This window comes from Curtobacterium sp. 1310 (genome assembly GCF_017834105.1).
Lineage (GTDB): Bacteria > Actinomycetota > Actinomycetes > Actinomycetales > Microbacteriaceae > Curtobacterium.
The window spans coordinates 151,875-164,952 of sequence record NZ_JAFICY010000002.1 but is presented as its reverse complement, the minus strand read 5'-3'; the positions used below and the strand labels follow the sequence as shown (position 1 = coordinate 164,952).

Annotated in this window: 8 protein-coding genes and 1 tRNA gene; 7 read left to right on the top strand and 2 right to left on the bottom strand. The window is 72.5% G+C overall.

Features of this window, described 5'->3' with window-relative positions; all coding sequences use genetic code 11:
• Positions 1-103: 103 nt before the first annotated feature.
• Together JOD95_RS04910 and JOD95_RS04905 are read right to left on the bottom strand one after the other, a co-directional pair.
• A tRNA-Leu gene (locus JOD95_RS04910) sits at positions 104-184 on the bottom strand.
• 66 nt (positions 185-250) lie between these two features.
• The gene (locus tag JOD95_RS04905; RefSeq protein ID WP_209683576.1) at positions 251-1,612 is read right to left on the bottom strand and encodes an MFS transporter; all 1,362 of its coding nucleotides are present in this window, start codon (positions 1,610-1,612) and stop codon (positions 251-253) included.
• A 53-nt stretch (positions 1,613-1,665) separates the two neighbouring features.
• Between JOD95_RS04905 and mnmA the strand changes: the two genes are divergently transcribed.
• From mnmA to gatB, 7 genes are all read left to right on the top strand, one after another.
• The gene (gene mnmA / locus JOD95_RS04900; protein WP_209683573.1) at positions 1,666-2,772 is read left to right on the top strand and encodes a tRNA 2-thiouridine(34) synthase MnmA; all 1,107 of its coding nucleotides are present in this window, start codon (positions 1,666-1,668) and stop codon (positions 2,770-2,772) included.
• 127 nt (positions 2,773-2,899) lie between these two features.
• Positions 2,900-5,290: an NAD-dependent DNA ligase LigA gene (gene ligA, locus JOD95_RS04895; RefSeq protein WP_209683570.1), complete on the top strand. Its 2,391-nt coding sequence runs from the start codon at positions 2,900-2,902 to the stop codon at positions 5,288-5,290.
• Between the two features lie 229 nt (positions 5,291-5,519).
• Positions 5,520-6,959, top strand: coding sequence for an alpha/beta hydrolase (locus JOD95_RS04890; protein WP_209683567.1), 1,440 nt, complete (start codon positions 5,520-5,522; stop codon positions 6,957-6,959).
• A 116-nt stretch (positions 6,960-7,075) separates the two neighbouring features.
• Complete coding sequence (locus JOD95_RS04885; protein ID WP_209683564.1) at positions 7,076-9,484, top strand: transglycosylase domain-containing protein; 2,409 nt, start codon at positions 7,076-7,078, stop codon at positions 9,482-9,484.
• A 163-nt stretch (positions 9,485-9,647) separates the two neighbouring features.
• Positions 9,648-9,947 (top strand): Asp-tRNA(Asn)/Glu-tRNA(Gln) amidotransferase subunit GatC, encoded by a 300-nt coding sequence (gatC, locus tag JOD95_RS04880; protein WP_058728900.1) that lies wholly within the window; start codon positions 9,648-9,650, stop codon positions 9,945-9,947.
• Positions 9,944-11,491, top strand: coding sequence for an Asp-tRNA(Asn)/Glu-tRNA(Gln) amidotransferase subunit GatA (gene gatA / locus JOD95_RS04875; RefSeq protein WP_066652941.1), 1,548 nt, complete (start codon positions 9,944-9,946; stop codon positions 11,489-11,491). The genes gatC and gatA overlap by 4 nt, the downstream gene beginning before the upstream one ends.
• Positions 11,491-12,996: an Asp-tRNA(Asn)/Glu-tRNA(Gln) amidotransferase subunit GatB gene (gatB, locus tag JOD95_RS04870; protein ID WP_209683561.1), complete on the top strand. Its 1,506-nt coding sequence runs from the start codon at positions 11,491-11,493 to the stop codon at positions 12,994-12,996. The genes gatA and gatB overlap by 1 nt, the downstream gene beginning before the upstream one ends.
• Positions 12,997-13,078: the final 82 nt, after the last annotated feature.

Sequence of the window (13,078 nt, the reverse complement as noted above, 5' to 3'; positions counted from 1 at the left end):
GTCGGGGCGGGGCACGGGGAAGCTCCCGCGTGACGAGGGTACCGCCCGGCGGTGACCGCCCCATCCTCCTGTGGTGTGACTCCACCCGGCGAGCCGACCATCGTGCGGAAGGAGGGACTCGAACCCTCACGCCAGGGGCACAGGAACCTAAATCCTGCGTGTCTACCGATTCCACCACTCCCGCGAGCAGCGGCAGTCTACCGAGGCGTGGACGCGGGGCGGGCGGGAGCCGCGCCTCCAGGCCGTCCGCTCAGCGCACCCGACGAGGCAGGTACCGCGGCACGTACCGCAGCAGCACCCCCGCACCGACCAGGCCGAGCACCCCCATCACCCCGCTCGCCAACGCGAGCGAGGCGACCGCGGTGACGCCCGAGATCAGCAGTGGCGCCGCAGCCGACCCGAAGTCCCCCGTGAAGCGCCACGCGCCGAGGAACGGTGCCGGGTTCCCCCGCGGCGCGAGATCCGCACCGAGCGTCATGAGGATGCCGCTGCCGACACCGTTGGCGAGGGACATGCCGATCGCGATGCCGACGAACCACCCGACCCTCGCGTCGAGGTGCCCGCTCCAGGCGAGCAGGAAGTAGCTCACGGCGAGCCCGAGCATGCACGGCAGGGCGCTCGCGAGTCGACCCCAGCGGTCCATGATCTGCCCGCTCGTGTAGAAGAGCGCGAAGTCGACGGCGCCGGCGATGCCGATGACGAGCGCGGCCGAGGCGTCGTCGAGACCGACGCTGACCGCCCAGAGCGGCAGGATCACCTGCCGTCCGGCGCGGAGCGCGCCGATGAGCGCCGCTCCGCTGCCGAGCCGTGCCAGGACGGCGCGGTTCTCGCGGATGGTGCGGAAGAGGCCGTGTGCCTCGCGTTCGACGAACTGCGCGCCCGTGTCGGTGGGCGGCTCGTCGGGGTGCCGCGCGGGTGCCGTGCGCCGTGCCGCGTCGGCCGCGTCCGGTCCGCGGGTCGCGTCCGTCCCGTCGGTCGCGCTCGTCGTGTCCGGCCTGGAGGCCCTGCTCGGCAACCGCAGACCGCGTGCGCCCGTCGCGGGGTCGCGCAGGACGAGGAGCACGACCGCCGCCGCGAGGCAGCACACCACGTGGATCCAGAAGGCGCTCTGCGTCGTGCCGGTCAGGTGGACGACGCCGGCCGAGAGGAAGGGCCCGACGAAGTAGCCGAAGCGGAACACGCCGCCGAGGCTCGACAGGGCGCGGGCCCGGATCCGCAGGGGGATCGCGGTCGTCATGTAGGCGTGCCGGGCGAGGGCGAAGACGGCGGTCGAGACACCGACCAGGAACACCCCGACGGCGAGCACCCAGGGGCTCGGTGAGACGACGCAGACGAGCAGCCCGACGACGGACACCACCGCGGCGCCGATCATCGCGTTCCGTTCACCGATCCGCCCGACCACGACGCCGGAGGGCACGTCACCGATGAGCTCGCCGACGAGGATGAGCGCGGCGACGAACCCGGCGAACGCGAGGCTCGCGCCGAGGGAGTCGGCGGCGATCGGGATGATCGGGATGATCGCTCCCTCGCCGATCGCGAAGAGCGCCGCGGGCAGGAAGCCGGACAGCAGGACGCCGCGGCGGTCGAAGGCGTCGTTCGTGGTGCTGGTCATCGTCGAGCAACGGTACGCCTGGACTCGTCGGGGGATGCGCTTACCCTGGATGCATGCGTGTACTTGCGGCGATGAGCGGTGGGGTCGACTCGGCGGTGGCCGCGGCGCGGGCCGTCGACGCCGGGCACGACGTGGTCGGTGTGCACCTGGCGCTGAGCCGGATGCCGGGCACGCTCCGCACGGGGAGCCGTGGCTGCTGCACGATCGAGGACTCGATGGACGCGCAGCGGGCAGCCTCGGCACTCGGGATCCCGTACTACGTGTGGGACTTCTCGGCGCGCTTCAAGGAGGACGTCGTCGACGACTTCGTCGCGGAGTACCAGGCCGGCCGCACCCCGAACCCCTGCATGCGGTGCAACGAGCGCATCAAGTTCGCCGCCCTGCTCGAGAAGGCGCTCGCCCTGGGCTTCGACGCCGTGTGCACCGGCCACTACGCCTCGGTCGTGACCGGGTCGGACGGCGCCCGTGAGCTGCACCGTTCGGCGGCGTGGGCGAAGGACCAGTCGTACGTGCTCGGCGTGCTGACGGCCGAGCAGCTGGAGCACGCGATGTTCCCGCTCGGTGCGACACCGTCGAAGGACGAGGTCCGTGCCGAGGCGGCGGCGCGCGGGCTGACCGTCGCGCAGAAGCCCGACTCCTACGACATCTGCTTCATCCCGGACGGGGACACCCGCGGGTGGCTGGCCGACCGCGTGGGGACCGCGCCGGGCTCGGTCGTGGAGCGCGACGGCACCGTGGTCGGCGAGCACGAGGGTGCCACGGGCTACACCGTCGGGCAGCGCCGCGGACTGCACCTCGGACGCCCGGCACCGGACGGCAAGCCGCGCTTCGTGCTCGAGATCCGGCCGAAGGACAACACCGTCGTCGTCGGACCGAAGGAGGCGCTCGACGTCCGGTCGATGGCCGGCTCGCGGTTCACCTGGGCCGGGACCGCTCCGGCCGACCCGGCGACGCCGTTCGCGTGCGACGTGCAGATCCGGGCGCACGCCGATCCGGTCCCGGCGACGGCGCGGGTGACGGACGGCGAACTCGTGATCGACGTCGACGAGCCGCTGTCCGGTGTGGCTCCCGGTCAGACTGCGGTGGTCTACGTCGGCACCCGGGTGCTCGGGCAGTGCACGATCGACCGCACCGTCTCGGCGGTGCCCGCGACCGTCTGAGCCTGCGGCCCGGGGCCGGGCAGCCCGCTGCTGCCGGGGCCGGGCAGCGGGGTGCTGCCGGGGCCGGGCGGCTGGGGTCGGGGAGCCGGCTGCGGCCGGGGTCGGCGGTGCACGGTAGAACTGAGGCATGAGCGACACGACCCCCGACTCGGCCGACTCGACGTTCGAGACGCTGGCCCCGGCCGACCTCGACGCCGCGCAGGCCCAGCGGGAGGTCGACCGGCTCCGGGTGCGCATCGGCGAGCTGCGCGACCAGTACTACGAGGGCAACGGCTCGACGGTGTCGGACGGCGACTACGACGCGATGGTCCGTCGCCTCGACGCGATCGAGCAGCGCTTCCCGGACCTGCGCACCCCGGACAGCCCGACCCAGACCGTCGGCGGCCAGGCGCAGACGGTGCAGTTCGCGCCGGTCGAGCACGCCGAGCGCATGCTGAGCCTCGACAACGTGTTCAGCCCCGAGGAGCTGACCGAGTGGGCCGACAAGGTGCAGCGCGACGCCGGCTCCGAACGGGTCCGGTTCCTCACCGAGCTGAAGATCGACGGGCTCGCGATCAACCTGCGGTACGAGCACGGTCGCCTCGTGTCGGCGGCGACCCGTGGTGACGGCGTGGTGGGCGAGGACGTCACCGGCAACGTGCGCACCATGGGCACGATCCCCGACCGGTTGTCCGGCGAGGGACACCCGGCCATCGTCGAGGTCCGCGGCGAGATCTTCTTCCCCGTCGCGCAGTTCGACGAGCTGAACGCCCGGCAGCGCGAGGCGGGGGAGCGGGTGTTCGCGAACCCGCGCAACGCGGCTGCCGGATCGCTCCGCCAGAAGGAGGAGGGCAAGTCCGAGGCGAAGCGCGCGCTCATGGTCGACCGCCTGCGACGCCTCCGCATGCTCGTGCACGGCATCGGCGCGTGGCCGGTGCGCGAGCTCGAGCGCGACACCGAGGTGCACTCCCAGTCCGAGGTCTACGAGCTGCTGCAGACCTGGGGCCTGCCGACGAGTTCGCACTACCGGGTGTTCGACACCGTGGACGAGGTCATCGGCTTCGTGCGGACGACCGGCGAGCGTCGTGCGTCGGTCGAGCACCAGATCGACGGCGTCGTGGTGAAGGTCGACGACCTGGCCCTGCACGAGGAACTCGGCTCGACCTCCCGTGCACCGCGCTGGGCCATCGCGTACAAGTACCCGCCGGAGGAGGTCCACACGAAGCTCCTCGACGTCGTGGTCAGCGTCGGGCGGACCGGACGTGCGACGCCCTTCGCGGTGATGCAGCCGGCCGAGGTCGCGGGGTCCGTGGTGCGGCAGGCGACCCTGCACAACCAGGACGTCGTGAAGGCGAAGGGCGTCCTGATCGGCGACACCGTCGTGCTCCGCAAGGCCGGCGACGTCATCCCCGAGGTGCTCGGCCCGGTCGTCGAGCTGCGCGACGGCACCGAGCGCGAGTTCGTCATGCCCGCCGCGTGCCCGGAGTGCGGGACGCCCCTCGCACCGGCGAAGGAGGGCGACAAGGACCTCCGCTGCCCGAACGCCCGGAGCTGCCCCGCCCAGGTCCGTGGCCGGGTCGAGCACATCGCCTCGCGCGGCTCGCTCGACATCGAGGGCCTGGGCGAGGTCGCCGCCGCGGCGCTCACGCAGCCGCTGCACCCCGAGCAGCCGCCGCTCGTCACCGAGGCCGGGCTGTTCGACCTGACGATGGAGGACATCGTCCCCATCGAGGTGATCGTCCGCGACGCCGAGACGGGCATGGAGAAGTCCGACGACGACGGCACACCGAAGCGCGTCACGCCGTTCAGCCGTGCCCGCAAGAAGACCGATCCGCCGTTCGACCCCGACGCGCGCGGAGCCGACCACACGGGTGAGCCGAGCCGCTACCCGTCGAAGAACGCCTTCGAGATGCTGGCGAACATCGAGGCCGCGAAGACCAAGCCGCTCTGGCGCATCATGGTCGGGCTCAGCATCCGGCACGTCGGCCCGGTCGCCGCACGGGCACTCGCGAACCACTTCGGGTCGCTCGACCGCATCCGGGAGGCGTCGCGCGAGGAGCTCGCGGCGGTCGACGGGGTCGGCGGGATCATCGCGGACGCCCTGCTCGACTGGTTCGCCGTGGACTGGCACCGCGAGATCATCGACCGCTGGACGGCCGCGGGGGTGCAGTTCACCACGCCGGACCACCCCGGTCCCGGCGCCGCCGTCGAGGGGGGCGTCCTCAGCGGGGTCACCGTCGTCGCGACGGGCTCGCTCGAGGGGTACACCCGTGAGGGCGCGCAGGAGGCGATCATCGCCGCCGGCGGCAAGGCTGCGTCGAGCGTCAGCAAGAAGACGGACTTCGTCGCCGCCGGTCCCGGTGCCGGGTCGAAGCTCACGAAGGCCGAGCAGCTCGGGCTCCGCATCATCGACGCGGAGCAGTTCCGCCTGCTCGTGACCGAGGGGCCCGGCGCCCTGGAACCGGACCGGGCGGACGGACGGGAGCCGTCCGACGGCGCCGACGGCCAGGCGACCGACGACGCGGACGCAGGGAGCTGAGCAGCACGGCGGAGCGCGGCTCGCCGTGAGCGACGCGCCGTCTTCCGCGGGGGACCGTCGACGATCCGCACCCAGTTCGAGGGGCAAGTTGCACCGCGCACCCCCTCGTGAGCGCATTCTCCTTACACTCGAGAGGGCATCAATCGTCGGCTGAGGGGGTCGACGACACGGCCTTCCCGGGGAGACCTGATTGCTGCTCATCGCCGCGGCCCTGCTACTCACCGCCTCGATGCACTCGCTGGGAGTGGTCGAGGCCCCTGCCGTGCCCGTCCCGGGAGCGTCCGGCGTGGGCGTCCCGGCAGCGGCCGAGGCGCCCGTCGCGGAGGTGTCCGGGGTCCGGGACCCCGTGGCACGCGACGCTCCGCCCGACGCCCCGACGACCGCTGCCGGCGGTCACGTCGACCTCGAGCGGTTGGCGCAGGCGCGCGGCACGGCGTTCCTCGACGCACTCGTCGCGGTCGGTCCCGGCGACCTGGCACGCGCCGACGAGGACGATCGGGTGCTCGCGACCGCCCAGGACCGGCCACCCACCGCGGCCGCCGTCGCACGGTGGTGGGACGCGCTCGGCACCGCCGCACAGGAGCGCCTGGTCGCCCTCGCCCCCGCGGTCGTCGGCAACCTGGACGGGGTGCCGTACGACGTCCGTGACCGCGCCAACCGGACCACCCTCGCCGACGGGGTCGGCACCGACGACCAGGACTCCGACGACCAGGACTCCGATGCCCAGGACTCCGGCGCCGGGTCCGACCGTGCCGCCGCCCGCACCGCGTTGCTCGCGCAGGTCCGGGACTCCCTGCACCGCGAGTCGGGCCAGGCCCCCCGGCGCCTGATCGTCCTCGACACCCGGGGCTCGGGCCGCGCGGCGATCGCGGTGGGGGACCTCGCGACCGCCCGGGACGTGACGGTGGTCGTCCCGGGGATGTTCTTCACCGTGACCGGGCAGATGCACGACTTCACCGACACCGCGAGCGACCTGTACGACGAGCAGACCACCGTGTCGGCGCTCGCCACGACGCAGACCGCCCGAGGCGTCGCGGACCACGCGTCGAGCGGCACCGCCGTGCTCGCGTGGATGGGCTACCGGACGCCCGACATGTCCAACATCCTGTCGCTCGGACTCGCCCGCACCGGTGCCGAGCGGCTCGAACGGGTGGTCGACGGTCTCGACGCCGTCCGCGGCGACGACCGGCCCCGGTTGAACGTCGTCGCGCACTCCTACGGGTCGACGACGGCGCTGATGGCGCTGTCGTCCGGCCGCATGCAGGCGGACTCGCTCACCGTGCTCGGCTCGCCGGGCAGTGCGGTGCAGACCGCCTCCGAGCTCGCGGTGGGTCCTGGCCAGGTGTACGTCGGCGACGCGCACAGCGACCCGATCGCGGGCTCCGGGTACTTCGGGACCGACCCGGGTTCGGCGGGGTTCGGGTCGACGCTCCTCGACCTCTCCACGGACACCGTCGAACCGGACGCGGGCGTGTTCCGCCGACCGGTGGGTCACAACGACTACCTCAAGCCGGGGACGGCGTCGCTGCACGACGTCGCCCTCATCGGGGTCGGTCGCGGTGACCTCGTCCGGCACCAGGCCCGGCGCGGCCAGGGTGGCGGCGGGACCGCGCAACCGGTGCCCGACATGTACCTCCTGCGACCCCAGGACCTGCAGCCCCGCGACTGAGCGGACCCGCCCCGTGGGCGATGCACGACCCTCCCTGTGGGTGATCCTGTGCGCCGCCGCAGCCCCTGACCTCCGCACGGCAGAAGCACCCCAGTCCGGGCCCGTACCGTGCCGCCATGCGTGCGATGCGGTGGTCCGGTGCCCTCACGACCTTCCTCGCCATGTCCGGCCTCGCAGGACTGCTGGTGGCGGTCGCGGTGACCCCGGCCGTGGCGGTGGCGGGCGAGGCGACGTCCGGAGCGGTGTCGTTCTTCGAGGACCTGCCGAGCTACCTCGACATCCAGACCCCGCAGCAGGTGTCGTCGGTCTACGCCACGAAGGACGGCCAGCAGGTCAAGATCGCGTCGTTCTACGCCGAGAACCGGACCGACGTCGCCTCGGACGCCATGGCGGAGTCGCTCAAGCGCGCGGCGATCGACACCGAGGACCCCCGCTTCGAGGACGAGGGCGGCATCGACGTGCTCGGGACCGTCCGCGGCGTCGCGGCGACCGTCGTCGGGGGCGACGTGCAGGGCGGTTCGAGCATCACGCAGCAGTACGTGAAGAACGTCCTCGTGCAGCAGTGCGAGCAGCTCACCGGCGCGACCGCGGCCGCCACCCAGGCCAAGGTCGCGGCGTGCTACCAGGACGCCGCCGGGGTGACACCGCAACGCAAGCTGCAGGAGATGCGCTACGCCATCGCGGTCGACAAGAAGTACACGAAGGACCAGATCCTCACCGGCTACCTGAACCTCGTCGGGCTCGGCGGCCGCGTCTACGGCGCCGAGGCGGGTGCCGAGTACTACTTCGGCGTGCACGCGAAGGACCTGTCGCTCCCGCAGTCCGCGACGCTCGTCGCCATCCTCAACAACCCGGCGAACCTGCGCATCGACGAGCCGGACGACGAGGACAACGGCGCGGCGAACGGCTACGCGGCGACGAAGACGCGGCGCGACTACGTCCTGCAGCGGATGTACGTGCACCACGACATCTCGAAGGCGCAGCTCGACCAGGCGGAGGCCACCCCGGTCACGCCGCGGATCACCGACACCGCGAACGGCTGCTCGGCCGCGGCGAGTGCGTACGACGCGGGGTACTTCTGCGACTACGTCCGCGACCAGGTGCTGCAGGACCCGGCGTTCGGCAAGACCGCCGCGGAGCGCATCGAGACCCTCGACACGAAGGGCCTCGAGATCCACACGTCGCTCGACCTCGACCTGCAGGCCCAGGCCCAGTCCGCACTCTCGTCCTACGTGCCCGCGACGATGACCGGTGTCGACCTCGGCGGCACGAACGTCACCGTCCAGCCCGGCACCGGACGTGTGCTGTCGATGGTGCAGAACACGACGTACACGCAGCGCGACAACGCCGGCCCCGGTGCGACGGCCATCGACTACAACGCGGACACGGCCTACGGCAACTCCGGGGGGTTCCAGACCGGCTCGACCTACAAGGTCTTCACCCTGGCCGAGTGGCTGGCGTCCGGGCACACGCTGTCGGAGTCGGTGCCGACTGGCGAGCACCTGTTCCAGCAGTCCGAGTTCACGAACTCGTGCGAGGCACTCGGCGGGTCCCCCTGGCCCGTCTCGAACGCCGAGACCGTCCCGGCGAGCATGAGCGTCCAGGCGGCGACCTCGGAGTCGATCAACACCGCGTTCGGCGCGATGGCGAAGCAGCTCGACCTCTGCAAGATCAAGGACCTCGCGCAGGCCATGGGCATCCACCAGGCGGACGGCTCGGCCCCGGCGTCGAACCCGGCGTCCGTGCTCGGCACGAACCCGCTCTCGCCGATCGACCTGGCCGAGGCGTACGCCGGCTTCGCGAACGGCGGCGTCGTGTGCACGCCGACCGTCATCGACTCGGTGCGCGAGGCCGACGGCGCGACGGTCACGCCCACGCCGTCCAGCTGCACCCGGGGCGTCTCCGCCGAGGTCGCCGGGACGGTCGACCACGCACTGCAGGGCGTCCTGACCGGCAGCGGCACCGCGGCCTCGGCGAACCCCGGTGACAGCACCCCGAAGTTCGCCAAGACCGGCACGACCGACGCCGACACGCAGAACTGGCTCGTCACGTCGAGCACGAAGTACACCAACGCGACGTGGATCGGCAACGTCAGGGGGCTCGTCGGTCTCGCGAACACGTCCTTCCCGCAGGGCACGACCGGGTACAGCGCGAAGTTCGGCGTCGGCCGCTCGATGATGTCGTGGCTCGACCAGCGCTACGGCGGGGGAGCGCTGCCCGAGCCCGACCCGGCGATGATCGGCTCGACGCCGCGGTCCGTCGACGGTTCGGCCTCGGACGCGGCGACGGGCGGGGACCAGGCGACGCCGGGGACGAGCGCCCAGGCGCCCGCCGCGCCGGGATCGTCCACCGCGGACACGACCGGCGGCACGACGACGGGCGCGCCCGCACCGGGCGGGGCAGCCGGGGCCGGCTCGCAGCCGGGCGCGGGTGCCGACGCGACGTCGACCGGGACGGGCACCGGCGGCGGCGCGCAGGGCACCGGAACGGGCGAGGCGACCCAGCAGCCACCGTCGCACGGGTAGGCGGCGACGGCGAGCACGCGACGGGCTGGAGGCCCGGTGCCGGTCCGCCGGACCGGCACCGGGCCTGGCGTACCGGTTCTCCACAGCCCCGGTGACCGTGGTGCCGCCGCTGGACGCGGCCAATAGACTGGTGCGCATTCCACGAACCGATCGACGGAGCACCATGCCTGACATCACGAGCGAGCAGGTCGCCCACCTGGCGAACCTCGCACGTATCGCACTCACGCCCGACGAGATCGAGAAGCTGACCGGGGAGCTGTCGCACATCGTCGAGAGCGTCGCCAAGGTCGCCGAGGTCGCGACCGACGACGTCCCGGCGACGAGCCACCCGGTGCCGCTCGGCAACGTCACCCGACCCGACGTGGTGGGGCAGACGCTGACCCAGGAGCAGGCGCTCTCCGGCGCGCCCGACTCCGACGGCGAACGGTTCCGCGTGACGGCAATCCTGGGAGAAGAGCAGTGACCGACGACCTGACCCGCCTCAGCGCGGCCGCCCTCGCCGACGCCCTGGTGGCGCGCGACGTCTCGAGCGTCGAGGCCACGCAGGCCCACCTCGACCGGATCGCAGCGGTCGACGGCGACGTGCACGCGTTCCTGCACGTCAACGAGAACGCCCTGGCGGCAGCGCGGTCGATCGACTCGCGTCGCGCCGCGGGCGACGACCTCGGCGCGCTCGCCGGTGTGCCGATCGCGATCAAGGACGTCCTGTGCACGCAGGACATGCCGACCACCTCGGGGTCGAAGATCCTCGAGGGCTGGCGGCCGCCCTACGACGCCACCCCGGTCGCGAAGCTCCGCGCCGCCGGCCTCGTGCCGCTCGGCAAGACCAACATGGACGAGTTCGCGATGGGCTCGACGACCGAGTTCTCGGCGTACGGTCCGACGCGCAACCCGTGGGACCTCGACCGGATCCCGGGCGGCTCCGGCGGGGGATCGGCGGCAGCGGTCGCCGCGCACGAGGCACCCTTCGCCCTCGGCTCCGACACCGGTGGCTCGATCCGCCAGCCGGGTGCCGTCACGGGCACGGTCGGTGTGAAGCCGACCTACGGCGGGGTCAGCCGGTACGGCGCGATCGCACTCGCGTCGTCGCTCGACCAGATCGGTCCGGTGTCCCGCACGGTCCTCGACGCCGCGCTGCTGCACGACGTCATCGGCGGGCACGACCCGAAGGACTCGACGTCGATCCCTGACGCCTGGCCGTCGATGGCCGCCGCTGCGCGCGAGGGCCTGCAGGCCGACACGCTCCGCGGGCTCAAGGTCGGCGTCGTCAAGGAGCTCGCGGGGGGCGAGGGCTTCCAGGCCGGCGTCACGCAGCGCTTCCAGGAGACGGTCGCGATCCTCGAGCAGGCGGGCGCCGAGGTCGTCGAGATCGACGCGCCGTCGTTCGCGTACGCGATCAGCGCGTACTACCTGATCCTGCCGGCCGAGGCGTCGTCGAACCTCGCGAAGTTCGACTCGGTGCGCTTCGGCCTGCGCGTCACGCCCGAGAACGGTGCGACCGTCGAGGACGTCATGGCCGCGACGCGTGAAGCGGGCTTCGGCCCCGAGGTCAAGCGCCGCATCATCCTCGGCACCTACGCGCTGAGCGCCGGCTACTACGACGCCTACTACGGGTCCGCGCAGAAGGTCCGCACCCTGGTGCAGCGCGACTTCGCGGCGGCGTTCGACCAGGTCGACCTGCTCATCAGCCCGTCGGCGCCGACGACCGCCTTCCCGCTGGGGGAGCGCCTCGACGACCCGCTGTCGATGTACCTCAACGACCTCACGACGATCCCGGCGAACCTCGCCGGCGTGCCCGGCATGAGCATCCCGAACGGCCTCGCGCCCGAGGACTCGCTGCCGACCGGTGTGCAGCTCATGGCGCCGCAGCGCGAGGACGCCCGCCTCTACCGGTACGGCGCCGCGCTCGAGCGCCTGCTCGAGCAGCAGTGGGGCCGCCCGCTCATCGACAGCATCCCGGACCTCGACCAGTCTCAGCAGTCCGCTGCGCAGGAAGGTGTGATCTGATGGCGCAGAAGGACGCGCTGATGGACTTCGACGAGGCGCTCGAGCGCTTCGAGCCGGTGCTCGGCTTCGAGGTCCACGTCGAACTCGCGACGAAGACCAAGATGTTCTCGGACGCCCCGAACTTCTTCGGTGGCGAGCCCAACACGAACGTGACCCCGGTCGACCTCGGGCTGCCCGGGTCGCTGCCGGTCGTCAACGAGCAGGCCGTGCGCTACTCGATCCAGCTCGGGCTCGCGCTCGGCTGCTCGATCGCGGAGTCCTCGCGGTTCGCCCGGAAGAACTACTACTACCCGGACAACCCGAAGAACTACCAGATCTCGCAGTACGACGAGCCGATCGCGTTCGAGGGTGAGGTCGAGGTCGAGCTCGCCGACGGCACCATCTTCCAGGTGCCGATCGAGCGCGCCCACATGGAGGAGGACGCGGGCAAGCTGACGCACATCGGTGGTGCCACCGGTCGCATCCAGGGCGCCGAGTACTCGCTCGTCGACTACAACCGCGCCGGCGTCCCGCTCGTCGAGATCGTCACCAAGCCGATCTTCGGCGCGAAGGACCGTGCTCCCGAGCTCGGCGCCGCGTACGTCCAGGTCATCCGTGACCTGGTCCGCGCGCTCGGCGTCTCCGAGGCCCGCATGGAGCGCGGCAACCTGCGCTGCGACGCGAACATCTCGCTGCGCCCCTGGGGTCAGGAGAAGCTGGGTACCCGCACCGAGACGAAGAACGTCAACTCGTTCCGCGCCGTCGAGCGCGCCATCCGCTACGAGATCCAGCGCCAGGCCGCGATCCTCGCCGCGGGTGGCACGATCACGCAGGAGACGCGGCACTGGCACGAGGACACCGGGCGCACCTCGGCCGGCCGCCCGAAGTCGGACGCCGACGACTACCGCTACTTCCCGGAGCCCGACCTGCTGCCGGTCGTGCCGGACCCCGCGGTCATCGAGGAACTCCGGGCATCCCTGCCCGAGGCGCCCGTCGCACGTCGCCGCCGTCTCAAGGGGGACTGGGGCTTCAGCGACCTCGAGTTCCAGGACGTCGTCAACGGCGGGCTGCTCGACGAGGTCGAGGCGACGGTCGCCGCCGGTGCCTCCCCGCAGGCCGCGCGCAAGTGGTGGACGGGCGAGATCAGCCGCGTCGCGAACGCGCAGGACGCCGCAGCGGGTGACCTCGTGTCGCCGCAGCACGTCGCCGAGACGATCGCGCTCGTCGAGTCCGGTGACCTGACCGACCGTCTGGCGCGCCAGGTGCTCGAGGGGGTCATCGCGGGCGAGGGGTCGCCGGCGCAGGTCGTCGAGGCCCGTGGGCTCAAGGTCGTCTCCGACGACTCGGCCCTCACCGCAGCGGTCGACCAGGCGCTCGCCGCCCAGCCGGACGTCCTCGCCAAGATCCAGGACGGCAAGGTCCAGGCAGCCGGCGCGATCATCGGCGCGGTCATGAAGGCGATGCAGGGACAGGCCGACGCGGCCCGCGTCCGCGAGCTGGTCCTGGAGCGCGCGCAGCAGTCGTAGCGTCCGGCCGCGACGGACGGGAGGCACGGGGCCGGCTGGCACCGTGCCTCCCGTCCGTCGCGGCACCGACCGGACCGGACCA

Excerpts from the sequence above, each read along its gene's own strand:
- JOD95_RS04905 (WP_209683576.1), bottom strand. The coding sequence starts at position 1,612 with ATGACCAGCACCACGAACGACGCCTTCGACCGCCGCGGCGTCCTGCTG.
- mnmA (WP_209683573.1), top strand. The coding sequence starts at position 1,666 with ATGCGTGTACTTGCGGCGATGAGCGGTGGGGTCGACTCGGCGGTGGCC.
- ligA (WP_209683570.1), top strand. The coding sequence starts at position 2,900 with ATGAGCGACACGACCCCCGACTCGGCCGACTCGACGTTCGAGACGCTG.
- JOD95_RS04890 (WP_209683567.1), top strand. The coding sequence starts at position 5,520 with ATGCACTCGCTGGGAGTGGTCGAGGCCCCTGCCGTGCCCGTCCCGGGA.
- JOD95_RS04885 (WP_209683564.1), top strand. The coding sequence starts at position 7,076 with ATGCGTGCGATGCGGTGGTCCGGTGCCCTCACGACCTTCCTCGCCATG.
- gatC (WP_058728900.1), top strand. The coding sequence starts at position 9,648 with ATGCCTGACATCACGAGCGAGCAGGTCGCCCACCTGGCGAACCTCGCA.
- gatB (WP_209683561.1), top strand. The coding sequence starts at position 11,491 with ATGGCGCAGAAGGACGCGCTGATGGACTTCGACGAGGCGCTCGAGCGC.